General features: G+C 62.1%; 26 protein-coding genes. 10 read left to right on the top strand and 16 right to left on the bottom strand.

Annotation, left to right across the window (positions count from 1 at the left end; all coding sequences use genetic code 11):
- Positions 1–274: 274 nt before the first annotated feature.
- A complete protein-coding gene (gene tyrS, locus E8E68_RS02720) occupies positions 275–1,474 on the bottom strand; it encodes a tyrosine--tRNA ligase (RefSeq protein WP_280339564.1) in 1,200 nt (399 codons plus the stop codon).
- Between the two features lie 213 nt (positions 1,475–1,687).
- Between tyrS and E8E68_RS02715 the strand changes: the two genes are divergently transcribed.
- Both E8E68_RS02715 and E8E68_RS02710 read left to right on the top strand, forming a co-directional pair.
- Complete coding sequence (locus E8E68_RS02715; protein ID WP_110747317.1) at positions 1,688–3,109, top strand: peptidoglycan DD-metalloendopeptidase family protein; 1,422 nt, start codon at positions 1,688–1,690, stop codon at positions 3,107–3,109.
- A gap of 3 nt (positions 3,110–3,112) precedes the next feature.
- Positions 3,113–4,204, top strand: a complete 1,092-nt coding sequence (locus tag E8E68_RS02710; protein ID WP_280339561.1) for an anhydro-N-acetylmuramic acid kinase — start codon at positions 3,113–3,115, stop codon at positions 4,202–4,204.
- A gap of 59 nt (positions 4,205–4,263) precedes the next feature.
- On the opposite strand, the gene erpA is transcribed toward E8E68_RS02710, so the two are convergent.
- Together erpA and argC are read right to left on the bottom strand one after the other, a co-directional pair.
- Complete coding sequence (gene erpA / locus E8E68_RS02705) at positions 4,264–4,614, bottom strand: iron-sulfur cluster insertion protein ErpA (protein WP_003255511.1); 351 nt, start codon at positions 4,612–4,614, stop codon at positions 4,264–4,266.
- 147 nt (positions 4,615–4,761) lie between these two features.
- Entirely contained in the window at positions 4,762–5,796 is a 1,035-nt protein-coding gene (gene argC / locus E8E68_RS02700) for an N-acetyl-gamma-glutamyl-phosphate reductase (protein ID WP_110747311.1), read from the bottom strand.
- Between the two features lie 142 nt (positions 5,797–5,938).
- On the opposite strand from argC, the gene hemJ reads away from it, so the two are divergent.
- From hemJ to E8E68_RS02670, 6 genes are all read left to right on the top strand, one after another.
- Entirely contained in the window at positions 5,939–6,364 is a 426-nt protein-coding gene (hemJ, locus tag E8E68_RS02695; RefSeq protein ID WP_280339558.1) for a protoporphyrinogen oxidase HemJ, read from the top strand.
- A 28-nt stretch (positions 6,365–6,392) separates the two neighbouring features.
- Positions 6,393–7,349, top strand: coding sequence for a nitronate monooxygenase family protein (locus E8E68_RS02690; protein ID WP_266030738.1), 957 nt, complete (start codon positions 6,393–6,395; stop codon positions 7,347–7,349).
- 67 nt (positions 7,350–7,416) lie between these two features.
- Positions 7,417–8,199 carry an SDR family oxidoreductase gene (locus tag E8E68_RS02685; RefSeq protein ID WP_266030736.1) on the top strand — a complete coding sequence of 261 codons (783 nt, stop codon included), beginning with the start codon at positions 7,417–7,419 and terminating at the stop codon, positions 8,197–8,199.
- Positions 8,200–8,262: 63 nt separating this feature from the next.
- Positions 8,263–8,601: a histidine triad nucleotide-binding protein gene (locus E8E68_RS02680; protein ID WP_016484636.1), complete on the top strand. Its 339-nt coding sequence runs from the start codon at positions 8,263–8,265 to the stop codon at positions 8,599–8,601.
- Between the two features lie 65 nt (positions 8,602–8,666).
- Positions 8,667–9,314 carry a 2-polyprenyl-3-methyl-6-methoxy-1,4-benzoquinone monooxygenase gene (coq7, locus tag E8E68_RS02675; protein ID WP_110747301.1) on the top strand — a complete coding sequence of 216 codons (648 nt, stop codon included), beginning with the start codon at positions 8,667–8,669 and terminating at the stop codon, positions 9,312–9,314.
- A gap of 10 nt (positions 9,315–9,324) precedes the next feature.
- Positions 9,325–10,365, top strand: coding sequence for a DUF2157 domain-containing protein (locus E8E68_RS02670; protein ID WP_266030731.1), 1,041 nt, complete (start codon positions 9,325–9,327; stop codon positions 10,363–10,365).
- A gap of 128 nt (positions 10,366–10,493) precedes the next feature.
- Here E8E68_RS02670 and E8E68_RS02665 read toward each other — a convergent pair whose 3' ends face one another.
- Entirely contained in the window at positions 10,494–10,916 is a 423-nt protein-coding gene (locus E8E68_RS02665; RefSeq protein WP_004376171.1) for an OsmC family protein, read from the bottom strand.
- 191 nt (positions 10,917–11,107) lie between these two features.
- Between E8E68_RS02665 and crp the strand changes: the two genes are divergently transcribed.
- Positions 11,108–11,752 (top strand): cAMP-activated global transcriptional regulator CRP, encoded by a 645-nt coding sequence (gene crp / locus E8E68_RS02660; protein WP_110747296.1) that lies wholly within the window; start codon positions 11,108–11,110, stop codon positions 11,750–11,752.
- Here the strand turns inward: crp and E8E68_RS02655 are convergent.
- The 4 genes from E8E68_RS02655 to E8E68_RS02640 form a co-directional block, all read right to left on the bottom strand.
- A complete protein-coding gene (locus E8E68_RS02655; RefSeq protein ID WP_110747323.1) occupies positions 11,749–12,453 on the bottom strand; it encodes a lipoate--protein ligase family protein in 705 nt (234 codons plus the stop codon). The genes crp and E8E68_RS02655 overlap by 4 nt on opposite strands.
- A gap of 167 nt (positions 12,454–12,620) precedes the next feature.
- A complete protein-coding gene (trpC, locus tag E8E68_RS02650; RefSeq protein WP_110747293.1) occupies positions 12,621–13,454 on the bottom strand; it encodes an indole-3-glycerol phosphate synthase TrpC in 834 nt (277 codons plus the stop codon).
- Positions 13,451–14,500 carry an anthranilate phosphoribosyltransferase gene (gene trpD, locus E8E68_RS02645; protein WP_266030725.1) on the bottom strand — a complete coding sequence of 350 codons (1,050 nt, stop codon included), beginning with the start codon at positions 14,498–14,500 and terminating at the stop codon, positions 13,451–13,453. Before trpD ends, trpC begins: the two co-directional genes overlap by 4 nt.
- A gap of 9 nt (positions 14,501–14,509) precedes the next feature.
- Positions 14,510–15,103 carry an aminodeoxychorismate/anthranilate synthase component II gene (locus E8E68_RS02640; protein WP_110747287.1) on the bottom strand — a complete coding sequence of 198 codons (594 nt, stop codon included), beginning with the start codon at positions 15,101–15,103 and terminating at the stop codon, positions 14,510–14,512.
- Positions 15,104–15,471: 368 nt separating this feature from the next.
- Between E8E68_RS02640 and estP the strand changes: the two genes are divergently transcribed.
- Positions 15,472–17,361 carry an esterase EstP gene (gene estP, locus E8E68_RS02635; RefSeq protein WP_280339552.1) on the top strand — a complete coding sequence of 630 codons (1,890 nt, stop codon included), beginning with the start codon at positions 15,472–15,474 and terminating at the stop codon, positions 17,359–17,361.
- 198 nt (positions 17,362–17,559) lie between these two features.
- Here estP and trpE read toward each other — a convergent pair whose 3' ends face one another.
- The 8 genes from trpE to E8E68_RS02595 all read right to left on the bottom strand — a co-directional run bounded on the left by trpE (position 17,560) and on the right by E8E68_RS02595 (position 25,946).
- Positions 17,560–19,041 carry an anthranilate synthase component I gene (gene trpE, locus E8E68_RS02630; protein ID WP_280339551.1) on the bottom strand — a complete coding sequence of 494 codons (1,482 nt, stop codon included), beginning with the start codon at positions 19,039–19,041 and terminating at the stop codon, positions 17,560–17,562.
- A gap of 69 nt (positions 19,042–19,110) precedes the next feature.
- The gene (locus E8E68_RS02625) at positions 19,111–19,929 is read right to left on the bottom strand and encodes a phosphoglycolate phosphatase (protein ID WP_280339550.1); all 819 of its coding nucleotides are present in this window, start codon (positions 19,927–19,929) and stop codon (positions 19,111–19,113) included.
- Positions 19,926–20,600: a ribulose-phosphate 3-epimerase gene (rpe, locus tag E8E68_RS02620; protein ID WP_027917448.1), complete on the bottom strand. Its 675-nt coding sequence runs from the start codon at positions 20,598–20,600 to the stop codon at positions 19,926–19,928. The genes E8E68_RS02625 and rpe overlap by 4 nt, the downstream gene beginning before the upstream one ends.
- 165 nt (positions 20,601–20,765) lie before the next feature.
- The gene (locus E8E68_RS02615) at positions 20,766–21,593 is read right to left on the bottom strand and encodes an ABC transporter permease (protein ID WP_266030714.1); all 828 of its coding nucleotides are present in this window, start codon (positions 21,591–21,593) and stop codon (positions 20,766–20,768) included.
- Positions 21,594–21,604: 11 nt separating this feature from the next.
- Positions 21,605–22,852 carry an ABC transporter permease gene (locus E8E68_RS02610; RefSeq protein ID WP_266030713.1) on the bottom strand — a complete coding sequence of 416 codons (1,248 nt, stop codon included), beginning with the start codon at positions 22,850–22,852 and terminating at the stop codon, positions 21,605–21,607.
- Positions 22,853–22,913: 61 nt separating this feature from the next.
- Entirely contained in the window at positions 22,914–23,948 is a 1,035-nt protein-coding gene (locus E8E68_RS02605; protein ID WP_266030711.1) for an ABC transporter substrate-binding protein, read from the bottom strand.
- A gap of 40 nt (positions 23,949–23,988) precedes the next feature.
- Entirely contained in the window at positions 23,989–25,113 is a 1,125-nt protein-coding gene (locus E8E68_RS02600; RefSeq protein ID WP_110747263.1) for an ABC transporter ATP-binding protein, read from the bottom strand.
- A 203-nt stretch (positions 25,114–25,316) separates the two neighbouring features.
- On the bottom strand, positions 25,317–25,946 hold the full coding sequence (locus tag E8E68_RS02595) for a response regulator transcription factor (protein ID WP_110747261.1): 630 nt from the start codon (positions 25,944–25,946) through the stop codon (positions 25,317–25,319).
- Positions 25,947–25,948: the final 2 nt, after the last annotated feature.

The raw sequence follows: 25,948 nt of genomic DNA, 5'->3' as shown, positions 1-25,948 counted from the left end.
CGGGAGGCGAATCATACAGCACTTGAAAGCGCTGTCAACCATCATCTCAACCGCTGGCGATCAGTAGATCGTAGCCCTTACAGCACCTTCCGAACCGCCTAACTCATTGAATCTCAAGGAGTTTGTCGTTCCGTTGTCGCTGGAAGTGGGGCGCATTATAAGGGGATTCGAAAGGCCGTCAACCTTTAATTTCAAGAAACCTTAACATTGCTGAAAACAAAGCGGGGAGGCCTACCGGCCTCCCCGCTTCTATATAGCTACATCACCTAGGCAATCACTCAGCCTTCAGGCTAACCCGGCCAAACGACTTCTTGCCCGCCTGACACACATGGGTAGCACCAAGGACAAACATGAAGTCCTTGTCGACCACTGCACCATCCACTTTCACCGCGCCGCTATTCAGCAAGTCTCGCGCCTGTGCAGAGTTCTTGACCAGACCAGCCCGGTTCAGCACCGCAGCAATTGGCAGGTCTTCCGCCGCAGCCACTTCGATCTCCGGCAAGTCTTCCGGCAGCTCGCCTTCCTTCATACGGTTACCGGCAGCACGGTGAGCATTGGCCGCCGCCTCCTCACCATGGAAGCGCGCCACAATTTCTTCCGCCAGCTTGATCTTGATGTCACGCGGGTTGGCGCCATTGGCAACATCGGCCCGGTACTGCTCGATTTCTTCCATCGAGCGGAAGCTCAGCAGCTCGAAGTAACGCCACATCAGGGTATCCGGGATCGACACCAGCTTGCTGTACATCACCCCTGGCGCTTCCTGGATGCCGACATAATTCCCCAGCGACTTCGACATCTTCTTCACGCCGTCGAGCCCTTCGAGCAGTGGCATGGTCACGATGTTCTGCGCTTCCTGACCATAAGACCGCTGCAGTTCACGCCCCATCAGCAGGTTGAACTTCTGGTCGGTACCGCCCAGCTCGACGTCCGCTTTCAGCGCTACCGAATCGTAGCCCTGCACCAGCGGATAGAGGAACTCGTGAATGGCGATCGGCTGATTGGTGGTGTAGCGCTTGTCGAAGTCATCACGCTCCAGCATGCGCGCGACGGTGTACTGCGAAGCCAGGCGAATGAAGTCGGCAGGGGTCAGCTTGTCCATCCACGTGGAATTGAACGCGACTTCAGTCTTGGCCGGGTCGAGAATCTTGAATACCTGCTGCTTGTAAGTCTCGGCATTGTCCAGCACCTGCTCGCGGGTCAGCGGTGGGCGCGTGGCGCTCTTGCCGCTCGGGTCGCCGATCATGCCGGTGAAGTCACCGATCAGGAAGATGACCTGGTGCCCCAGATCCTGGAACTGGCGCAGCTTGTTGATCAGCACCGTGTGACCCAGGTGCAGGTCCGGGGCGGTCGGGTCGAAGCCGGCCTTGATGCGCAGAGGTTGGCCGCGCTTGAGCTTCTCCACCAGTTCCGACTCGACCAGTACTTCTTCCGCACCGCGCTTGATAAGCGCCAGCTGCTCTTCAACCGACTTCATAGACAAACCCGCAAGGCTCAGATTCAGGGGGAGCCAACCATACAAGATCGGCCGTCAAATACAAGTTTCGCAAAGGAATGTGACCCGAGCACGGGCTTGCGGCGTCTACGCGCCCTTGCGTGAAAATGGATTTGGTTATATTTTATACAGTTATTTCATCTTCATCATGTCATTCATCTTTTCCATTTCACTTTTTTCAAAGTCACTTTACCCATGACCAACGAACCGCCTAAAGCGCCCCCGCTTTATCCGAAGAGCCATCTGTTGGCCGCCAGCGGCATCGCCGCCCTGCTCAGCCTGGCTTTGCTGGTATTTCCCTCCAGCGAAGTGGAAGCCAAGAAAACCACCCTCAACCTCGAGCTCGAAAGCCCTGCCGAGCAGCTGAAAGACGAATCCCGCGCCGCGCCACTGGTGCAAGCCGAAGGTGAGCAAGGCTCGCCTTTCGCCCAGATAGAAGAGGCTACCCCCGAAACCCAGAAGGCCGATCAGCAGGCCCCGGCCGCCGAACCGGTTGCCGAGACCGCCAAGGAGCCTGGCCACCGTGAAGTCACCGTAGCCCGCGGCGATACGCTGTCCACCCTGTTCGCCAAGGTCGGCCTGCCAGCCAATGCGGTGCATGACTTGCTGGCCAGCAACAAGCAGGCCAAGCAATTCAGCCAGCTCAAGCATGGCCAGGTCTTGCAATTCGAGCTCGACAAGGATGGCCAGTTGGCCAGCCTGCACAGCAAAGTCAGCAACCTCGAAACCATTCGCCTGACCAAAACCGCCAACGGCTACGCATTCAACCGTGAAATCAGCAAGCCGGTGATACGCACCGCCTATGCCCACGGCGTGATCAAGAGCTCGCTGTCAGCTTCGGCCCAGCGCGCCGGCCTGTCCCACAGCATGACCATGGACATGGCCCGCGTGCTGGGCTACGACATCGACTTCGCCCAGGATATTCGCCCAGGGGACGAGTTCGACGTGGTCTACGAACAGAAGGTGATGGACGGCAAGGTCGTCGGCACCGGTAACATCCTGTCTGCGCGCTTCACCAACCGCGGCAAAACCTACACTGCCGTGCGCTACACCAACAAGCAGGGCAACACTACCTACTACACCGCCGACGGCAACAGCCTGCGCAAGGCATTCATCCGTACCCCGGTGGACTTCGCCCGCATCAGCTCGCGCTTCTCCGCCGGTCGCAAGCACCCCATCCTGAACAAGATCCGCGCCCATAAAGGCGTCGACTACGCGGCCCCACGCGGTACCCCGATCAAGGCAGCCGGTGACGGTCGCATCGAACTGGCCGGGCGCCGTGGTGGCTACGGCAATACCGTGATCATCCAACATGGCAACCGCTACAAGACGCTGTATGGCCACATGCAGGGCTTTGCCAAAGGCATCAAGACCGGCAGTACGGTCAAACAGGGCCAGATCATTGGCTACATTGGCACTACCGGCCTGTCCACCGGACCACACCTGCACTACGAGTTCCAGGTCAACGGCGTGCACGTCGACCCGCTGAGCCAGAAGGTGCCAATGGCTGACCCGATCGCCAAGAACGAACGTCAGCGCTTCCTGCAGCAGAGCCAGCCGCTGATCGCCCGCATGGATCAGGAAAAGGCCACCCTGCTCGCAGCGAACAAGCGCTAAGCCATGGCGCTCTACCTGGGGGTGATGTCCGGTACCAGCCTCGATGGCCTGGACATCGCCCTGATCGAACAAGGCGAGCAGCTTGAACTGCTCGCCACTCACTACCTGCCCATGCCCCCAGACCTGCGCCAGGACCTGCTCGCCCTGTGCAGCAGCGGCCCTGACGAGATTGCCCGAGCAGCACTGGCGGAAAATCGCTGGGCCAGCCTGGCCGGCGAAGGTATCCGCCAACTGCTGGCTCGCCAGGGGCTGAAGCCTGACGCCGTTCGCGCCATCGGCAGCCACGGCCAGACCATTCGCCATGAACCGGCCCGCGGCTTTACTGTACAGATCGGTAACCCCGCACTGCTCGCCGAGCTGACCGGCATCAGCGTGGTCGCCGACTTCCGCCGTCGCGATGTGGCTGCCGGCGGCCAGGGCGCGCCACTGGTACCGGCCTTCCACGAAACCCTGTTCAGCCAGCTTGGCCGACGCCTGGCAATCCTCAACGTAGGCGGTTTCAGCAATCTAAGCCTGATCGAGCAGGACAAGCCGGTTCATGGGTTCGATTGCGGCCCGGGGAACGTGCTGCTGGATGCCTGGATCGAGCGCGAGTACGGCCACGCCTACGATGCAAATGGTGCCTGGGCTGCCTCGGGTGTGGCGCAGCCCAGCTTGCTCAGCGCACTGATGGCTGACCCGTTCTTTGCCGGCAGCGGCCCCAAGAGTACCGGCCGCGAGGTGTTCAACCTGCCTTGGCTGGATCGCCACCTGGCCAACCTGCCGGCATACCGGGCCCAGGACGTGCAGGCGACACTGCTGGAGCTGACCGCACGCAGCGTCATCGATTCGCTTGGCAAAGCCCAGCAAGGCACCGAGGCGCTGTTGGTCTGTGGTGGGGGCGCCCGCAACGGCGCACTGATGGCCCGTCTTGGCCAACTGCTACCCGCGGCCCGTGTGGCAAGCACTGGCGCCTATGGCGTAGACCCGGACTGGGTCGAAGCCATGGCCTTCGCCTGGCTGGCTCACTGCTGCCTGGAGGGTATCGCCGCCAACCGCCCCAGCGTCACTGCCGCCAAGGGCCTGCGCATACTGGGCGCGATCTACCCGGCATAGCCGCTACGCCAGAAAGCAAAACGCCGCGCAATTGCGCGGCGTTTTCGTATGCCCAGCCCTTAGATCGAGAACGACGACCCGCAACCGCAGGTGGTCGCGGCATTCGGGTTCTTGATCACGAAGCGCGAGCCTTCCAGGCCTTCCTGATAGTCCACCTCAGCACCCGCCAGGTACTGGAAGCTCATCGGGTCGACCACCAGGGACACGCCCTCACGCTCGACGATGGTGTCATCTTCGGCCACGTCTTCATCGAAGGTGAAGCCGTACTGGAAGCCCGAGCAACCGCCACCGGTAACGAACACTCGCAGCTTCAGACGCTCATTGCCTTCCTCATTGACCAGGTTCTTCACCTTCTGGGCTGCCCCGTGGGTAAATTCCAGACCGGTAGGGGTGAAGGTTTCGACGCTCATGTTGATTCTCCCGGCGCGGTAGCCGCCATAAAACTCGATGACGCGCATTATCCGCTTTCCCGAGAAAATCGGTCAAGAATTGTGCGGCTTTAGTCGCGACCTGCAAAAAGGCCCGCACGACGCGGGCCTTTTCCAGTGCTGGCGGCCTTACGGCAGCAAGCCGGCATGGGACAGGCCCATGCGCTCATCCAGCCCGAACAGGATGTTGAGGTTCTGTACCGCCTGGCCGGAAGCGCCCTTGACCAGGTTGTCGATTACCGACAGCACCACTACCAGGTCACCACCCTGCGGACGATGAACGGCAATGCGGCAGACGTTGGCACCACGCACGCTTCGGGTTTCCGGATGGCTGCCTGCTGGCATCACGTCGACGAACGGTTCATCGGCGTAGCGTTTCTCGAACAGCGCCTGCAGGTCGACCGAGGTATCGACCACGTTCGCGTACAGGGTGGCATGGATGCCACGGATCATCGGCGTCAGGTGCGGCACGAAGGTCAGGCCGATATCCTTGCCAGCGGCCAGGCGCAGGCCCTGGCTGATCTCTGGCAGGTGACGATGCCCCTTGACTGCATAGGCCTTCATGCTCTCGCCGGCTTCGCAGAACAGCGAACCCACCGCGGCGCCACGGCCAGCGCCGCTGACACCCGACTTGCAGTCGGCGATCAGGCGCGACGGGTCGGCCAGGCCCGCTTCCAGCAGCGGCAGGAAGCCCAGCTGGGTGGCAGTCGGGTAGCAACCCGGCACAGCGATCAGACGCGCCTGGCGGATCTTCTCGCGGTTCACTTCTGGCAGGCCGTATACCGCGTCCTTGAGCAGCTCAGGCGCGCCATGCGGCTGCCCATACCACTTGCCCCACTCGGCGGCATCCTGCAGGCGGAAGTCGGCAGACAGGTCGATCACCTTGGTGCCGGCCGCCAGCAGCTCACCGGCCAGGGCGTGGGCAACACCATGCGGGGTGGCGAAGAACACCACATCGCAGGCCCCCAGCGCCTTGCTGTCCGGTACGCTGAACGCCAGCCCGTCATAGTGGCCACGCAGGTTCGGGTACATGTCCGCCACCGCCACGCCCGCCTCGGAGCGCGAAGTGATGACCGCCACTTCGGCCTGTGGATGCTGTGCCAGCAGACGCAACAGTTCGACGCCGGTGTAACCCGTGCCGCCGACGATACCGACCTTGATCATAACGCTTGCCCCTTATCAACGAGCCGTCTGGAAAGCGCACGATAATAGGGGGGCAAGGCGCCTGTAACAACTCTCCGGGTGACCCTTCGGGCGCTTGACCACTACTATCTGACGACCGTGATTACCTGAAGGAACTCCCTCCATGCTTTACCTATGGATCAAAGCGCTGCATATCGTCAGCGTGGTCTGCTGGTTCGCCGGCCTGTTTTACCTGCCGCGACTGTTTGTCTACCACGCCCAGAGCCAGGACAGCGTCAGCCAGGAACGCTTCGTGACCATGGAGCGCAAGCTGTACCGCGGCATCATGAACCCAGCGATGATCGCCACTTACGTGTTCGGCGCCTGGATGCTCTACCTCACCCCCGGCTGGCTGAGCCAGGGCTGGCTGCATGCCAAGCTGACCCTGGTGATTCTGCTGACCGGCTACCATCACGTGTGCGGCGCCCTGCGCAAACGCTTCGCCAATGGCACCAATACTCGCAGCCACGTTTACTACCGCTGGTTCAACGAAGTGCCTGTGCTGTTCCTGCTGGGCATCGTAATTCTGGTGGTGGTCAAGCCGTTCTGACATAGCCACCCCACCAAGGAGCCTTGCCATGTCGCTACCTGCCTCGCTCGAAGAACGCCTGCGCCTGCCAGTGGTTGCCGCACCGATGTTCCTGATTTCCAACCCCAAGCTGGTTCTGGCCTGCTGCGCTAGCGGCGTCGTTGGGAGCTTCCCGGCCTTGAACCAGCGTGACAGCGCTGGCTTCAAGGCGTGGCTGGAAGAAATCGAGACTGGCCTGGAGCAACTGCAGGCCCCGGCGCCCTATGCGGTGAACCTGATCGTCCACCCGACCAACCCGCGCCTGCAAGCCGACTTGGCCTTGTGCGTAGAGCACCGGGTGCCGATCGTCATTACCAGCCTGGGCGCAGTGAAGGAAGTGGTCGATGCCGTACACGGCTACGGCGGCCTGGTGTTCCATGATGTCACCACCCGCCGCCATGCGGAAAAGGCCGCCGAAGCCGGTGTCGATGGCCTGATTGCCGTTGCTGCCGGCGCGGGCGGGCATGCCGGCACCTGGAGCCCTTTCGCGCTGGCCGCAGAAATTCGCCAGTTCTTCGACAAGACCCTGCTGCTGGCAGGGTGTATAAACCATGGCCACGAAATCCTCGCCGCGCAACTGCTGGGGGCTGACCTGGCGTACATGGGCACGCGCTTTATTGCCACGACAGAAAGCCAGGCCCAGAACGCCTACAAACAGATGCTGCTGGATACCCACGCCGCCGACATCGTCCACACACCGGCAGTATCCGGCGTCCCCGCCAGCTTCCTGCGCCCTAGCCTGGAGCAAGCCGGCTACGACATGAACGCGCTCAAGGGCGGGCACGAACAAGGCAAGCTCAAGCCAATCGACGACGAAGCCAAGGCATGGAAGACCGTCTGGTCGGCGGGCCAGGGGGTCGGCAGTATCGATGACCTGCCTGGCACCAGCACATTGATAGCGCGCCTGCGCGACGAGTACCGGCAGGCCATTGAGCGTTGCCAGGCTCTGCGCCCAGGGGCCTTGTAGCAAAAGGCAACACCTTGCTCGGGCAAGCTGTACACTAAGCGCCCTCTTCCGCCCCCAGGAGCTTTGCATGACCCGTTACGCCATGATTACTGGTGCTTCCAGCGGCCTGGGCCTGGCCCTGGCGGAAGCACTGGCACGGCGCGGGCGCAACCTGATCCTGGTGGCACGCCAGCGCGAAACGCTGGAACCGGTGGCCATGGAGTTGACTCAGCGTTTCGGTGTCGAGGTACTGTTCCGCGCGTGCGACCTGAGCCAGCCACTGCGCCTGTCGGGCTTCGTACTGGAACTGGAAGAGGGCGAGCGACGTATCGACCTGCTGGTCAATTGTGCAGGCCAGCGCACCTACGGGCCGTTCCTTGCCCATGAGTGGGCCGATGAACAAGACCTGCTGGAGGTAAATGTGCTGGCCCTGAGCCGCCTGTGCCACGCCATCGGCAACCTGATGGCCATACAAGGCGGCGGGCAGATCCTCAACGTCGCTGGGCTGGCCGGCATGGCGCCTGGTCCGTGGATGGCCACCTACGCTGCCAGCAAGGCCTATGTGCTGAGTTTTTCCCAGGCCCTGCGCGAAGAACTCAAGCGCACCGGCATCAAGGTCTCGGTATTGTGCCCCGGCCCGGTGCGATCGGCGCGTCGGCGGATTGCCCGCCTGGATGGCAAGCCACGCTGCCTCAGCCCCGAGGAAGTGGCGCTGTACACCGTACGTGCCCTGGACAAGAACCGCACGCTGATCATGCCTGGCCGGCGCAACCGCTGGTTGGCTTTCGCCCCGCGCCTGCTGCCGCGCTGGCTGGTGCGCAAGCTGGCTGGAGTCATTCACCGCCGCTATTGCCCGGCCGGCATGGAATAGCCACTGGGCGATCGGCGCGCGGCTGAGTACACTCGGCCCGACCCTCACCATGGAGCAAGTGCTGTGGACGATCTATTCCTCAAAATCATCAACCGGGAAATCCCGGCGGATATCATCTACGAAGACGACCAGGTCCTGGCCTTCAAGGACATTGCACCCGCAGCGCCGGTACATTTCCTGGTCATCCCGAAAAAGCACATCCGTACGCTGAATGACCTGACCGAAGAAGACAAGGCCCTGGCTGGCCACATTCTGTTCACCGCCCAACGCCTGGCTGTCGAGCAAGGTTGCGAGGAAGGCTTCCGTGTGGTCATGAACTGCAACCCCAAAGGCGGGCAGACCGTCTACCACATTCATATGCACGTGCTTGGCCAGCGCCAGATGAACTGGCCACCGGGCTGATCCACGGCAAGCGACCCTGCCGCTATTGCGGTAAACTGTCGGGCACATTCTTGCGGAGGTGCCCGATGGCTACCGAACGTCACTACTCGCCGCTCGACCGCTTGTTGCTGCAGGCCGATACCGCCATGCGCACCTTGCTGCCCTTCAGCGGCCAACCCGCCCGGCCATCGCCGGCCATCATCCAGCCAGACACCGACCTGGACGAACAGCAGTCCCGCCATATTGCCGGGCTGATGCGCATCAACCACACCGGTGAGGTGTGCGCCCAGGCGCTGTACCAGGGCCAGGCCCTGACCGCCAAGCTGCCCGAAGTGCGCAAGGCCATGGAGCATGCCGCTGAGGAAGAAATCGACCACCTGGCCTGGTGCGAGCAGCGGATTCGCCAGCTGAACAGCCACCCTAGCGTGCTCAACCCGCTGTTCTACGGCATGTCGTTCGGCATCGGCGCGCTCGCCGGGCTGGTCAGCGACAAGGTCAGCCTGGGATTCGTGGCCGCTACCGAGCATCAGGTGTGCAAGCATCTGGACGAGCATCTTGAGCAGATCCCGCACGAAGACGAAAAGTCCCGGGCCATTCTCGAGCAGATGCGCATCGACGAAGAACAGCACGCCGAGTCTGCCCTGGAAGCCGGTGGCTACCGCTTCCCTGCCCCTGTGCGCTTCGGCATGAGCTTGCTGGCCAAGGTCATGACCAAGAGCACCTATCGCATCTGAAGGTTTACCCATGACGGACCGATTCGACGCCAAGGACCTGGCGCGCGCCGTGCAAGCCGGCATACTCCAGCCGGGCCAGGACCACGCCCTGCTGACCTTCCTGCGCCAGCAGCCCGCAGCACGCGGCAGCTTCCAGCTGGCCCATGTTGCCTTCTACTTTGGCGCCATGCTGATCATGGCAGCCATGGGCTGGTTGCTCACCGAAGCCTGGATGAGTATCGGCGACGGCGCATTGCTGGTCATTGCCAGCCTGTACATCCTGCTGACCACCTGGTTCGCCCTGAACCTGCAGCGTCGTGCCCAGCCTGTGGCCGCCGGCGTACTGGCAGCGGTCGCGGTCAGTATCGTGCCACTGGCGGTCTTCGCCATCGAGCGCCTGGCGGGCTGGTGGCCAATGGATGATGCACAAGCCAACTACCACCAGTACTACACCTACGTGCAAGGCGGTTGGCTGGCAATGGAAGCGGCCACGGTAGTTGCGGGGGTGCTGATGCTGCGGTTGATTCCCTACCCGTTCATCGTCATGCCGATTGCCGTGGCCTTGTGGTTCATGTCGATGGACCTGAGCGAATGGTTCTTCGGCTCGCCGTTCAGCTGGGAGCAGCGCCGTGAGGTGTCGCTGTGGTTCGGGCTTGGGATGCTGGCGGTGTTCCTGGTGGTGGACGGCCGCACGCGTGAGGACTACGCCCGCTGGGGTTACCTGGCCGGGTTGGCGGCATTCTGGGGTGGTCTCACGTTGCTGGACAGTGGCAGCGAACTGGGCAAGGCCCTGTATTGCCTGATCAACATTGCGCTGATGGGCATCGCGGTGCTGCTGCGCCGGCCGGTGTTCATGGTGTTCGGGGCTTTAGGGGTAGCGGCTTACCTGGGGTACCTGTCGTACGAGGTGTTTGCCGAATCGCTGCTATTCCCGGTGGTGGTGACCTTGATCGGGCTGGGGGTCATCTGGCTGGGGCTGGGTTACCAGAAGCGGCGAGAGCGGTTGAGCCAGGCGCTCAGAAGCAGTCTCCCGCAATGGTTACGGATGGCCCTTCCAGCCCTGCGCAACTAAAAGTCGCAGGGCTCCATGTGGGGCGAATTCAGCCGCGAACAACGACGCAGCAGATGCCATCCACCGCGTTGCCTGCTTCGCGGGTAAACCCGCTCCCACAAGGGCTGCCACGCAGCCCAGGTGTACGATCAACCCAGTTCTACAATCTCGTACCCATGGGTAATCTCGACCCCGGCACGCTCCAGCATGATGGACGCCGAGCAGTACTTCTCCGCCGACAGCTCCACCGCCCGCTTGACCTGCGCCTCTTTCAGCCCACGCCCTTTCACCACAAAGTTCATGTGGATCTTGGTAAAGACCTTCGGGTCTTCACTGGCGCGCTCGGCTTCCAGGAACGCCTCGCAGCTTTCCACCGCCTGGCGCGACTTCTTCAGGATGCTGACCACGTCAAAGCTGCTGCAGCCACCCAGGCCCAACAGCAGCATTTCCATCGGGCGCACACCCAGGTTGCGGCCACCGGCCTCGGGCGGGCCATCCATCACGACGACATGGCCGCTCCCCGATTCGCCGAGGAACATCGCCTCACCGGCCCACTGGATACGTGCCTTCATCTACCTGGACTCCTGATTTTCGGAAAAGGGTGTCAGCTTAGACCTTGTGCGGCTGTGGGAAAAGTACGTGACGTGTCGGTTTACTACCGAAACATACCGTAGTGTCTGATAAGCTGGCGCCAAATGACTGGCGCTTTACGCCAGCCAGCCTCTACAAAAAGCCTATGCCTCGTATCGAACAGGATTTCGTGATGGTCGCCTCTGCCCTACCCGCCAAGATCAAGAACATCGACAAACTGCTGGTGCATTGCCAGCGCCGCCGCTACACCGCCAAAAGCAACATCATCTGCGCCGGCGACCGGGCCGAGACACTGTCGTTCATCATCAAGGGTTCGGTAACCATCATCATCGAGGACGACGACGGCCACGAAATGATCATCGCTTACCTCAACAACGGCGACTTCTTTGGCGAGCTTGGCCTGTTCGAGCCGGTTGACGGTGAACAGCAGCGAAGCGCCTGGGTACGTGCCAAGACCGAATGCGAAGTGGCCGAGATCAGCTACGACAAGTTTCGCGAACTGACGCGCCAAGACCCGGACATCCTCTATGCGCTGGGCAGCCAGATGGCCCAGCGCCTGCGCAACACCACGCGCAAGGTTGGCGACCTGGCATTTTTTGATGTGACCGGTCGGGTTGCCCGTTGCCTGCTGGAGCTGTGCAAGCAGCCCGACGCCATGACCCACCCAGACGGCATGCAGATCAAGATCACCCGCCAGGAAATCGGCCGGATCGTCGGCTGCTCGCGGGAAATGGTCGGCCGCGTCCTCAAGGACCTCGAAGAGCGCAGCCTGGTGCAGGTCAAGGGTAAGACCATGGTGGTCTACGGTACCCGCTAGTCCTTCGGCAGCTCGGCTAGCACCTTGGCATAGGCCTGTGACAGGCGTTCGAACCACGGCGCAGCAGGGGCCACCTCGTGCAAGGCAATGTGCGCATCGGCCCTGCAGCGTTGCTCCAGCTCGCAGCACTCGTTGAAGCGGTTCACCGCTGCCACCATCGATTCACGCTCGTTGTCCAGCAGCAACGCCCCGTGCACCAGCACCACCGGGCGTTTGCCGCCCAGGCCTTGGCGCCATCGCTGGGCCGTGCCAACCAGCTTGCGGCCGTTCAGGTTGACGTTATAGCGGCCATCGCAGAACGCCCCGTCGATTTCCCCTACCGAGGCTACCCCGCCCCACTCGCGCAACACGTCGCACAGCGGCAGGCACAGGCGCTCGTAGGCGTTTTCGATACGGCCGTGGTCGCCTTCGCTGCGTGGGGCGACGTAGACCAGTGCAACGTTCACGGTCGAATGCGACTGCGGCACCGGCTCACCGCCGGTTTCGCGTAGCAGCACGGGCCAGCCGGCGATGGCCAGCTCAGCGCAGGCAGCCTCGAAATTGTCCAGGCGGCTCATGCGCCGGGGCATGACCAGCGCATGGTCGGTGGGGCGCCAGAACAGCACACCATTGTCGCGCTCGCCGCGGCATACGGCTGCCAGCAGTTCCTGCTCGGCGTGCAGGCCTTGTTCAACGGTCAAGGCCAGGGGTTGATCGGTCATTGATCCACCTTTGATGTTGTAATTGATGGCCTTTTCGCCGGCACGCCCGCTCCCACTGGTGCATCTCAGGTCCATAAGGCGGTGACCATCCTGTGGGAGCGGTCGAGCCAGCGAACGGGCTAGTGCAGGCATACAAAAAAGCCGGCAAGAAAGCCGGCTTCGTTTGATCAGTCCAGTTGCTGAACAGTCTTCTTCACCTGATCCGGGAAGAACAGCCGTTGCAACTCAAGCCCTGGCTGTTCGGCGCGCATGAACGCCTCACCCACCAGGAACGAGTAAACCTCGTTGATCGCCATCAGTTCCACATCGGCCCGGTTCAGAATACCGCTCTCGGTAATCGCCAGGCGATCACGCGGAATGCGCGGCAGCAGGTCGAGGGTGGTTTCAAGGCTGACCTCGAACGTGTGCAGGTTGCGGTTGTTCACCCCTACCAGCGGTGTATCCAGCGTTTTCAGCGCGCGCTCAAGCTCATCACCATCGTGCACTTCTACCAAAACATCGAGGCCGACGTCCTTGGCAGTGGCGGCCAGCTCGGCCATCTTCACGTCATCCAGCGCCGACACGATCAGCAGTACACAGTCTGCACCCAGGGCCCGGGCTTCGACGATCTGGTACGGGTCGACCATGAAGTCCTTGCGGATCACCGGCAGCGAAACCTCTGCGCGAGCCTGCTGCAAGTACTCATCGGCACCCTGGAAGTAATCGACATCGGTCAGCACCGACAGGCAGGTAGCGCCGCCCTTCTCGTAGCTGACAGCGATTTCCGCCGGTACGAAGTTTTCGCGGATCACACCCTTGCTTGGCGAAGCCTTCTTGATTTCGGCAATCACCGCTGGCTGCTTGCGTTTAGCCTGCTCGATCAAGGCATTGGCGAAGCCACGGGGAGCATCGGCGGCCTTGGCCAGGCCCTCCAGCTCAGCCAGACTGATGCGCGCGCTGCGCTCGGCCACTTCCTGGAACTTGCGGGCAATGATCCTTTCCAGCACCGTCGGCACACTCATGCTTCGTTCTCCACCTTGAATACTGCAGTAAAGGCGCCCAGTTCCTGCAGCTTCTCCCAGGCCAGGCCTGTGTGCAGGACGTCATGGGCCAGTTCTACACCGGCTTTCAGGCTCATGGCATGGTCAGCGGCATACAATGCTGCGCCAGCGTTGAGCACGATCATCTCGGCGGCTTTCTGGCCGTTTTCAGTCTTGCGCCGGCCCAGTGCATCGCGGATCAGTTCCAGCGACGCCTGCGGGCTCTCGACGGCCAGGCCATGCAGGCTCTGGCTTTTCATGCCGAGGTCTTCCGGCTCGACCCAGTATTCAGTGATTTCGTCGTTCTTGAGCTCGGCAACAAAGGTGGGGGCAGCCAGGCTGAACTCGTCCAGGCCGTCCTTGGAGTGCACCACCAGCACGTGCTTGCTGCCCAGCCGTTGCAGCACTTCGGCCAGGGGGCGGCACAGGGCCTGGGCAAATACGCCGACCACCTGGTGCTTCACTCCGGCCGGATTCGTAAGCGGGCCGAGCATGTTGAACAGGGTACGCAGGCCCAGATCGCGACGCGGGCCGGCGGCATGTTTCATGGCCGAATGGTGGCTTTGCGCGAACATGAAGCCTATCCCCAAACTGTCGATGCAGCGGGCCACTTGCGTTGGCGTCAGGTTCAGGTAGATGCCGGCAGCTTCCAGCAGGTCAGCACTGCCGCTTTTCCCCGACACCGCGCGATTGCCATGCTTGGCCACGGGGCAGCCCGCCGCTGCCAGGACGAAGGACGAAGCGGTGGAAACGTTGAAAATGTTGGCGCCATCACCGCCGGTACCGACGATATCGACTACACCATCGAGGCTCTGCAGTTCGACCTTGTCGGCCAGCTCGCGCATGACCGAGACGGCACCGACGATTTCGTCGATGCTCTCGCTTTTCATGCGCATGCCCATCAGGAAGGCACCGATCTGCGCTTCGCTGCACTGGCCGGTCATGATCTGGCGCATGACATCGCGCATTTCTTCGGTGGAAAGGTCCAGCTGGCCGACGATACGGCTCAACGCGCTCTTGATATCCATGTTCGATCCTTAGCGGCGGCCGCCGGTCTGCTTGAGGAAATTGGCGAACAGCTCGTGGCCCTGTTCAGTCAGGATCGACTCGGGGTGGAACTGCACCCCCTCGATATTCAGCGTCTTGTGGCGCAGCCCCATGATCTCATCGACCGAACCGTCAGCATGGGCGGTCCATGCGGTCACTTCCAGGCACTCGGGCAAGGTTTCGCGCTTGACCACCAGCGAGTGGTAGCGGGTCACGGTCAGCGGGTGGTTGAGGCCGGTGAACACGCCCAGGTCGCGATGGTGTACCGGGCTGGTCTTGCCGTGCATCACCTGGCGGGCACGCACCACATCACCGCCAAAGGCCTGGCCGATGGACTGGTGCCCCAGGCACACGCCCAGGATCGGCAGCTTGCCGGCAAAGTGCAGGATGGCCTCGATGGACACGCCCGCCTCGCTCGGCGTGCACGGCCCTGGGGATACGACGATGCGCTCGGGGTTAAGGGCTTCGATCTGGGCGATGGTCATTTCGTCATTGCGAATGACCTTGACCTCGGCACCCAGCTCGCCAAGGTACTGAACGACGTTGTAAGTAAAAGAGTCGTAATTGTCGATCATCAGTAACATCGGGTTAAACCTCTTGAATCTACTGACTTCAAAATTTGAACCTTCCTGCTCCTGCCACAGGCGCAGCTTGGCCTTTACAAGGCGGTAGACTGGAAGGCAAACGGGGGCGAGCCGGACGGGCCGGCAGGGGATAAAGTCAGGCGCGCCAACGCCAACGGGCGTGGGCCTTGATTACGCGCATCAAGAGTTTGCTGACGATCAACACAGGATAGGTCTCGCTTATACGTCCCGGCACAGTAGCCTACCGGGGCGACGGGCGCAATATGCCTGTAAACACGGGGAAACGAATGGACTTGGGAGGGATGCCCTGTGATTTGCTAAGGTCGATCGGGTTGTCCTGATAAAAATAAAGAAAAGGATGTTCCCCGATGCGAAAAGCCCCGTTATTGCGCTTTACCCTCGCCACACTCACCCTGGCCTGCAGCCAGGCGTTCGCTGCCCCCTCGCCCTACTCCACGCTGGTCGTGTTCGGCGACAGCCTCGCTGATGCCGGGCAATTCCCCGACCTGACGGGCGGCACTTCGGGAGCCCGCTTCACCAACCGCGATGCCGACGGCAACTTTGCACCCGTGTCACCAATGATCCTCGGCGGGCGGCTGGGCATAGACCCGGACGCGTTGAATCCATCCACCTCGGTCGGCATTCGGCCCGACGGCAATAACTGGGCGGTCGGCGGCTACACGACCCAGCAGATTCTCGATTCAATCACCGAAACCTCACAGACCGTCATCCCACCAGGAAACTCCAATGCCGGGTTGGTGCTGCGCGAGCGCCCCGGCTACCTGGCCAACGGCCTGCGCGCCGATCCCAACGCGTTGTACTACCTCACCGGCGGCGGCAACGACTTCCTGCAAGGCCTGGTAAACAGCCCAGCTGACGCGATAGCCGCTGGTGCCCGCCTGGCGGCCAGCGCGCAGGCTCTGCAGCAAGGTGGCGCGCGCTACATCGTGGTCTGGCTGTTGCCCGACCTTGGCCAAACGCCTAATTTCAGCGGTACCCCGCAACAAAACCCGCTGTCATTGCTGTCCGGTGCCTTCAACCAGTCGCTGCTCAGCCAGCTGCGGCAGGTCGATGCCGAGATCATCCCGCTGAACATCCCCGTGCTGTTGAGTGAGGCATTGGCCAGCCCCAGCCAGTTCGGCCTGGCCAGCGACCAGAACCTGGTCGGCACCTGCTACAGCGGCGAAAGTTGTGTGGAAAACCCGGTTTACGGCATCAACGGCACCACGCCAGACCCCACCAAGCTGCTGTTCAACGACTCGGTACACCCCACCATCGCAGGCCAGCAATTGATTGCCGACTACGCCTACTCGATCCTGTCGGCTCCGTGGGAATTGACCCTGCTGCCGGAAATTGCCCACGCCAGCCTGCGCGCCCATCAGGATGAACTGCGCAACCAGTGGCAGGCACCTTGGCAGGCGGTTGGCCAGTGGCAGGCCTTTGTCGCCACAGGCGCGCAGGATCTGGACTTCGACGGGCAACGCAGTGCAGCCAGCGGCGATGGCCGCGGCTACAACCTGACCGTGGGCGGCAGTTACCGCCTGAACGACGCCTGGCGCGTAGGCTTGGCCGGCGGTGTGTACCACCAGAAGCTGGAAGCCGGCGAGCAAGACTCGGACTACAAAATGGACAGCTATCTGGCCAGCGCCTTTGCCCAGTACCGCCAGGACCGCTGGTGGGCCGATGCGGCGGTGACTGCCGGGCACTTGGACTACAGCGACCTCAAGCGCACCTTCGCTCTTGGCGTGAACGATCGTAGCGAAAAGGGCGACACCGATGGCGAAGCCTGGGCGATGTCCGGACGTCTGGGCTACAACCTGGCGGCCGATAGCAGCAGTTGGCAGCTAGCGCCTTTCATCAGTGCCGACTATGCACGGGTCAAGGTGGATGGCTACGACGAGAAGAGTGGGCGCTCGACGGCGCTGGGCTTCGATGACCAAGAGCGTACATCACGCCGTTTAGGCGTGGGATTGCTGGGCAGTGTGCAGGTGCTGCCGAGTACCCGGCTGTTTGCCGAGGTGGCACAGGAGCATGAGTTCGAGGATGACCAGCAGGATGTGACGATGCACCTGACCAGCCTGCCGTCGAACGACTTCACCCTGACCGGGTATACCCCTCACAGCGACCTGACCCGGGCGAGCCTGGGGGTAAGCCATGAAGTGGTGGCGGGGGTGCATTTGCGCGGTAACTACAACTGGCGCAAGAGTGATGAGTTGACGCAGCAGGGGATCAGCCTGGGAGTCAGCGTGGACTTTTAAACTGCCAGGGCCGGTTTACGGTTCATTCGCGGGCAAACCCGCACCCATAGTATTGGTTTGGCAAGGACTCTGTGGGAGCGGGCTTGCCCCGCGAACACCGGCAACGCCGGTGCCATGCACCGCGCGGCCCCCTTCGCGGGACGAGCCCGCTCCCACAATCACAAGTGTTCTCTGCGTGACAGCGCAGCCCCGATCAATTTATCGGGTGGACGTCTGCTCTGCCAACGCCACCGCCCGGAACATCGCCCGGCGCTTGTTGATGGTTTCTTCCCACTCCAGTGCCGGTACCGAGTCGGCAACGATGCCACCCCCGGCCTGCACATGCAGCTCGCCGTCCTTGATCACTGCCGTACGAATGGCAATCGCGGTATCCATGTTACCGTTCCAGGCAAAGTAGCCGACGGCACCACCATAAACCCCACGCTTGACCGGCTCCAGTTCGTCGATGATCTCCATCGCACGAATCTTCGGCGCCCCCGAAAGCGTACCGGCTGGCAGGATCGCCCGCAGTGCATCCATCGCCGTCAGCCCTTCACGTAGCTGGCCGGTGACGTTGGACACAATGTGCATGACGTTGGAGTAACGCTCGATCACCATTTTCTCGGTCAGGCGCACGCTACCGGTCGAGGACACCCGGCCCACGTCGTTGCGTCCCAGGTCGATCAGCATCAGGTGCTCGGCAATCTCCTTGTCGTCCGACAGCAGGTCGTCTTCCAGCGCGCGGTCGGCCTCCTCGGTCGCTCCACGCGGGCGGGTACCAGCGATAGGGCGCACCGTGACCAGGTTGTCTTCGACACGCACCAGCACCTCGGGCGAGCTGCCGACCACATGGAAGTCACCAAAGTTGAAGAAGTACATGTACGGCGTGGGGTTGAAGCAGCGCAACGCGCGGTAGAGGTCGATAGGCGCAGCCTTGAAGTCGATCGACATGCGCTGCGACGGCACTACCTGCATGCAGTCACCGGCCAGGATGTACTCCTTGATTCGGCCGACGGCGTTCTCGTAGTCCTCACGGGTGTAGCTGGAGCGGAATTCCGGCTCGGCAGCCTGCGGGCCGCTCAAGTCCAGGCCTCGGCGCGGAGTGATTGGCTGGCGCAAGGTTTCCAGCAAGCCTTTCAGACGGGCTTGGCCTTGCTCGAAAGCCTGCTCTTCAGCCGGGTCGACCAGCACGATGGCGTGCATCTTGCCGGCCAGGTTGTCGAACACCACTACGGCGTCGGACACCATCAGCAGAATGTCCGGCACGCCCAACGGATCCGGGTTGGGGCTCGCACCCAGGCGTTTTTCCACGTAGCGCACACAGTCGTAGCCGAAGTAGCCAACCAGGCCACCGTTGAAACGTGGCAGGCCAGGGATATCGGCAACCTTGTAGCGGTCCTTGAAGCGCTCGACGAACGCCAGCGGGTCTTCGACATCATGGCTTTCCACCTCGACGCCGTCCTGCAGGACGCTGACGTGGTAGCCATGCACGCGCATCACGGTGCGCGAGGGCAGGCCGATCATCGAGTAGCGGCCCCACTTCTCGCCGCCTTGCACCGATTCAAGCAGGTATGAGTTGGGCTGGTCAGCCAGTTTCAGGTAAATCGACAGCGGCGTGTCGAAGTCGGCCAAGGTTTCACAGGCCAGGGGAATGCGGTTGTAGCCGGCAGCAGCCAGGCGCAGGAATTCTTCGCGGTTCATGAGTAGCCTCGTGGCAAGCAGCAATAGGTCAGGCAAACGGACGGGCCGGCACGCGCCGGCAGGCTCAAGTCAGGCGCGCCAACGCCAACGGGCCAGGGCCTTGATGACTTTCATCCAGAATTTGCCAGTAACCGCCACGGTGGACTCTCTGTCTTGTGAGGCTTGAAGGTCCGCCAACGTTATCCCAGTGGCCGGGTCTGCGCAACCGGGCAGCAATGCGCGGAGGTCGTCGATCACCAGGCTGGGAGTTTCGTCGTGGATCGGCCGCCCATGGTTGTAGCCGTAGGTCAGGCCCACGCACTGCACGCCTGCCGCCTTGGCCGCCAGTACATCACTACGCGAGTCGCCGACGAACAGCGATTGCTGCGGGGTAACGCCGGCCATTTGCATGACGAACAGCAGCGCCGCCGGGTCGGGCTTTTTCTGCGGCAGCGTGTCACCGCCGATGATCCAGCGAAAGTAGCGACCGATCTTCATCTGGTCCAGCAAGGGGGCGACGAAGCGCTCTGGCTTGTTGGTGATCAGCGCCATTTCCACGCCCTGCTTCTGCAACCAACGCAGGGTGTCTTTCACACCGGGGTAGAGCACGGTGAGCTCATGGCTTTCGGCATAGGCGTCCATGAACAGCGCCAGGCCCTGTTCGACCAGGGCATCATCCACGGTTTCATGCTCGATGCCACCGGCCAAGGCACGGCGCACCAGCACCTGGGCGCCGTTACCAACCCAGTGGCGCACCGCCTCAAGGCCTGCAGGCGGGCGCCCCAGTTCGAGCAGCATGCGGTCCACGGCGGCGGCCAGGTCTGGCACGGAGTCGATCAGGGTACCGTCCAGATCGAACATCACCAGCCTGGGCAGCGTCCCCGGGAACAGCTGCTCGAAGCCGCTCATGGGCGGGCCTGGGCCAGTTCGGCGCGCATCTTGGCGATGACTTCCTGGTAGTCCGGGGCATTGAAGATCGCGGAACCGGCCACGAAGGTGTCGGCGCCAGCAGCAGCGATCTCGCGGATGTTGTTGACGTTGACACCACCGTCGATTTCCAGACGGATATCACGGCCGCTGGCATCGATCAGCGCACGCGCCTCACGCAGCTTGTCGAGGGTGCCGGGGATAAACTTCTGCCCGCCGAAGCCTGGGTTGACGCTCATCAGCAGCACCATGTCGACCTTGTCCATCACGTACTTCAGGGCGTCCAGGCTGGTGGCCGGGTTGAACACCAGGCCAGCCTTGCAGCCACCGTCCTTGATCAGCTGCAGCGAACGGTCGATGTGCTGCGATGCTTCCGGGTGGAAGGTGATGTAGGTGGCGCCGGCTTCGATGAAGTCGCCGATGATGCGATCGACCGGGCTGACCATCAGGTGCACGTCGATGGGTGCGGTGACGCCGTACTTACGCAGGGCGGTGCACACCATCGGGCCGATGGTCAGGTTGGGAACGTAGTGGTTGTCCATGACATCGAAGTGGACGATGTCGGCACCCGCAGCCAATACCTTGTCGACGTCCTCACCCAGGCGGGCGAAATCGGCAGAGAGAATGGAGGGGGCAATAGCGTAGGGCTGCATGGCGCACCTGTTGGCAGAATCACGGTGGCGCGCATTGTAACTCAGGGAAGTGGATGAGGTCTGATTAGCGTCAACCTGCACCGGCGTCTTCGCGGCTAAAGCCGCCCCCAAAAGGGTATGCAAGCCCTGTGGGAGCGGCTTTAGCCGCGAAGACGCCGGCCATCGTCAGGCAGGTTGTTGAGTCCTGAGCTTCTCGCTACGCCCGCGGAGCCATTCCAGGGTCAGCAGCAACACTACCGAGAAAGCAATCAGCAAGGTCGCCGCCGCCGCAATGGTCGGGCTCAGGTTTTCGCGAATACCGCTGAACATCTGCCGCGGCAGGGTGGCCTGCTCCGGCCCGGCGAGGAACAGCGTCACCACTACTTCGTCGAACGAGGTGGCAAACGCGAACAGCGCTCCCGAGATTACCCCGGGGGCAATCAGCGGCAGGGTGACCCGGCGGAAGGTCAGCAGTGGCGAAGCCCCCAGGCTGGCTGCCGCACGCACCAGGTTGTAGTTGAAGCCCTGCAAGGTCGCCGACACGGTGATGATGACGAACGGCACACCCAGCACCGCATGCACCAGGATCAGCGAGGTGAAGCTGTTGCCCATGCCAAGCGGCGCGAAGAACAGGTAGCTGGCCACACCGATGATCACCACCGGTACCACCATCGGCGAAATCACCAGCGCCATGACCAGCGATTTTCCGGGAAAGTCTCCACGGGTCAGGCCGATGGCCGCCAGGGTGCCGAACACCATGGCCAGCACCGTGGCCGCCGGGGCGACGATGATGCTGTTCTTCAGCGCCCGCATCCACTCGGCCGAGCCAAAGAAGTCCTGATACCACTGCAGCGAGAAGCCCTGCAGCGGATACACCAGGAAGCTGCCACTGTTGAACGACAGCGGCACGATCACCAGCACTGGCAAGATCAGGAATAGCAGGATCAGGCCGCATAGAATGCGCAGGCTGTAGTACCAGACCCGCTCCACGGGCGACATGTAAGGGCTCAGCATGACAAGGCTCCTCAGCTCAGGCGCAGGCGGCTGGCGCCGACCAGCCAGCTATAGATCAGGTACAACAGCACGGTCGCCAGCAGCAACAGCCCACCCAGTGCGGTAGCCATGCCCCAGTTGATGCTGGTGTTGGTATAGAAGGCCACGAAGTAGCTGACCATCTGGTCGTTCGGGCTGCCCAGCAGCGCCGGGGTGATGTAGTAGCCGATGGCCAGGATGAACACCAACAGGCAACCGGCGCCTACACCGGCGTAGGTTTGCGGAAAGTAAACCCGCCAGAAGCTGGCGAACGGGTGGCAGCCCAGGGAGATCGCCGCGCGCATGTAGCTCGGCGAAATGCCCTTCATCACGCTGTACAGCGGCAGGATCATGAACGGCAGCAGGATATGCACCATCGAGATGTACACACCGGTGCGGTTGAACACCAGTTCCAGCGGCTGGTCGATGATGCCTATTGCCATCAGCGCGCTGTTGATCAGGCCGCCGGACTGCAGCAACACGATCCACGCTGCCACCCGCACCAGGATCGAAGTCCAGAACGGCAGCAGCACCAAAATCATCAGCAGGTTGCTCTGCCGGGTCGGCAGGTTGGCCAGCAGGTATGCCAGCGGGTATGCCAGCACCAGGCAGATGGCGGTAATCACCACACCCATCCACAGGGTGCGGGCAAAGATGTCCAGGTAAATGGCCTGGTCCGGGGTAGCCTTGGCCAGTTCGCCAAGGTCGTCGATACGATGGTCGAGCGAAGCCAGCAAGTAGAACGAGGTCACGGTGCTGGTGTTACGGCGAATCGCCTGCCAATAGGCCGGGTCGCCCCAGCGCTCGTCGAGGGTTTGCAGCGCATCTTTATAGGAGGCAGGTTCGCTTTTGAACGGCAAGGCCCGCGCTGTCTTGGTCAACAAGCTGCGGTAGCCGGCCAGTTCCATGTTCAGGCGCTTGGAGAGGTCGCCCAGGGTCTGGTTCTTGCGCGACTCGGCCAGGTCTTGGCTGAGCGCCTTGTACACATCCTCGCCGGGCAGGCTCTTGCCATCCCACTGGCTGATGACCTCAACCGTACGCGGCAGGCCGCCGACCACCTCCGGGTTGCCGACGCTCTTGTACAGCAGCGCCGCGATCGGCACCAGGAACACCAGCAAAAGGAACAGCGCCAGCGGCGCGATCAACGCCTGCGCCTTCCAGCGGTTGACCCGCTCGGCGTGCTTGAGGCGCTGCTTGAGACTTGGACCTGCGCCTTCGTTGAGGGGCACTGCAATGGCCATGGCGAACTCCGCGATACGAAACTGAATTGGGGCCGCAAAGCGGCCCCCTTAGGCTGGTCGTTTACTTCTTCGCAGCCCAGGCGTTGAAGCGTTGCTCCAGCTGCTCGCTGTTGTCAGCCCAGAAGGCCACGTCGATTTGTACCTGGTTGGCGATGTTTTCAGGCGTGGTCGGCATGTCCTTCTTCACCTCTTCCGACAGCAGGCTCACCGCCTTGGCGTTGGCCGGGCCGTAGGCGATGTTCTCGGAGTAAATCTTCTGCTGCTCGGGCTTGACGCTGTAGGCGATGAATTTCTTCGCCTCTTCGACGTTCTTGGCGCCTTTAGGAATTGCCCATGCATCGAAGTCGTAGATGCCGCCGTTCCACACCACCTTGAGGTTGCTCTCTTTTTGCACAGCGGCAATACGGCCGTTGTAGGCAGAGCTCATGACCACGTCGCCTGAAGCCAGGAATTGCGGTGGCTGTGCGCCAGCTTCCCACCACTGAATGCTGGGCTTGAGTTCATCGAGTTTTTTGAAGGCGCGGTCCTGGCCTTCCTTGGTCGCCAGCACTTTGTAGACGTCCTTGGGCGCAACACCGTCAGCCATCAGTGCGAATTCCAACGTGTACTTGGCGCCTTTGCGCAGGCCACGCTTGCCCGGGAACTGCTTGGTATCCCAGAAATCGGCCCAACTGGTAGGTGCGGTCTTGAGCTTGTCGGCGTTGTAGGCCATGACCGTGGACCAGACGAAGAAGCCCACACCGCAAGGCTGGATGGCACCGGGCACGTAGTCGTCCTCGCTGCCGAACAGGGCTGGGTCGAGCTCTTCGAACATGCCCTCATCGCAACCGCGCGCCAGCTCTGGCGACTCAACCTCTACCAGGTTCCACGACACGCTCTTGGTGTCGACCATCGCCTTGACCTTGGCCATTTCGCCGTTGTACTCACCGGCGACGATCTTGCCATTACCCGCCTTCTCCCATGGCTCGTAGAACGCTTTGACCTGGGCAGCCTTGTTAGCGCCGCCGAACGAGATCACGGTGAGGTCTGCGGCCATGGCCTGGCCAGCGGCGAACAGCCCCAGGGCCAGGGCGGTCAGTTTCAACTGCTTGCGCATTATTATTCTCTCCACAGTACAGGGTTGGTGAAGCAATCCATCAATGGGCTTCGGCAATCGGATCGAGCGCGCGGGCGTGCTCCACCTCCCAGCCCAGCGGTACCACATCGCCCACGGCCAGGGCCGGGTCGAGCTCGGCAATTGGCTGTTTCACGAAGAAGTCGCCCTTGCCGCAAACTTCCAGGCGCACCCGCACGTGGTCGCCCAGGTAAATGAATTCGGCCACCCGGCCAGAAAAGCGGTTGACGCAGCTTTCGCTGTGGCCATTCAGGCGCACCCGCTCCGGGCGGATAGACAGGGTCACCGGCTCGCCGGCCTGGCCGACATTCACCGCCAGCGCCTCGACCCGCTCACCACGTGGCAACTGCACCTGGCAGCGCTTGCCATCGCTGGCCAGCAGGGTGCCGTTGATACGGTTGTTCTCGCCGATGAAGTTGGCAACAAAGGTGTTGCAGGGTTCTTCGTACAGCGTGCGCGGGTCGGCGATCTGCTGGATTTCGCCCTGGTGGAACACCGCCACACGGTCGGACATGGTCAGTGCTTCACCCTGGTCGTGGGTCACGTAAACCACGGTCACGCCCAGGCGCTGGTGGATGTGCTTGATTTCCATCTGCATGTGTTCACGCAGTTGTTTGTCCAGGGCGCCCAACGGTTCATCCATCAGCACCAGCTGCGGCTCGAACACCAGTGCGCGGGCCAGCGCCACGCGCTGCTGCTGGCCGCCGGACAGCTGGCCCGGGTAGCGTTTGGCAAAGGCATCGAGCTGGACCATGTTCAGCACGCGCTTGACGCGCTCGCTGATGTCGGTCTTGCTCAGGTTGCGCACGCTCAGGGGGAAGGCCAGGTTCTCGGCAACGGTCATGTGCGGAAACAGCGCGTAGTTCTGGAACACCATGCCGATGTCGCGTTTGTGCGGCGGCACGTTGTTGATCGAGCGCCCGGCCAGCTGAATTTCGCCGGCGGTGGGGGTTTCGAAGCCGGCCAGCATCATCAGGCTGGTGGTCTTGCCCGAACCGGACGGGCCAAGCAGGGTGAGGAATTCGCCCTTGCGGATATCCAGGTTGAGGTCTTTGACGATCAGCGACTCGCCGTCGTAGCTCTTCTGCACACCACGGAAGCTGACCAGCGTTTCGCTGGTTGCAGCGTTCGACTTCGCCTCGCTCATGCCTGCACCTTCTTGTTGGATGACTGCGTAGGCAAAAGAGTAGAAGAGGCGCAAGCGCCCGGAAATCGGGGGTGCTGAGAGAATGCCATCATCCGAATGGAAAATTCGTTGTAGGGATTGCCCTACAACAATGGCGGGATTGGAATGCTCCCCCGCGCCCTGCTCCCACAGGGACTCGCTACAGGCCGCAAGACATGTCGCAATCAGACCAGCTTGTGCTCCATGGCGTACTTCACCAGCTCCGCCAGCGAGTTCACCTTGAGCTTCTGCATCAACCGCGCCTTGTGGGTGCTGATGGTTTTGCTCGACAGCGCCAGCTGCTGGGCGATGTCGTTGACGTTGGCGCCCTGAGCCAGGCGCTCGAACACCGAAAACTCCCGCTCTGACAGTAGCGTATGCAAGGGCCGGGACTCGGTCAGGCCGACTTCGAACACCATGCGGTCGGCCAGTGCCGGGTCAATATAGCGCCCGCCACCGGCTACCCGGCGAATCGCGGTCAGCAACAGCGCCGGGTCACTGTCTTTGGTGGCATAACCCGCCGCGCCGGCTTTCAGCGCCCGGGCCGCCATCTGCGCTTCATCGTGCATCGACAGCATCAGGATCGCCGGCGCATCGTGCAGCGCGCGGATCCGCGGAATGGCCTCCAGGCCGTTCACCCCCGGCATCGAGATATCCAGCAGTACCACCTCGCAGGGCGTGTGCCGCAGGGTTTCGAGCAACTGCTCGCCATTGCCGGCCTCCCCCACCACCTGCATGTCCTTGGCCAGGCCAATCAACTGCTTGATGCCTTCGCGGACAATGGTGTGGTCTTCAGCCACCAGCACTCGAATCACGC

This window comes from Pseudomonas sp. BN607, from assembly GCF_029871175.1.
Taxonomy (GTDB): domain Bacteria; phylum Pseudomonadota; class Gammaproteobacteria; order Pseudomonadales; family Pseudomonadaceae; genus Aquipseudomonas.
This window is presented reverse-complemented; position numbering and strand designations above follow the sequence as displayed.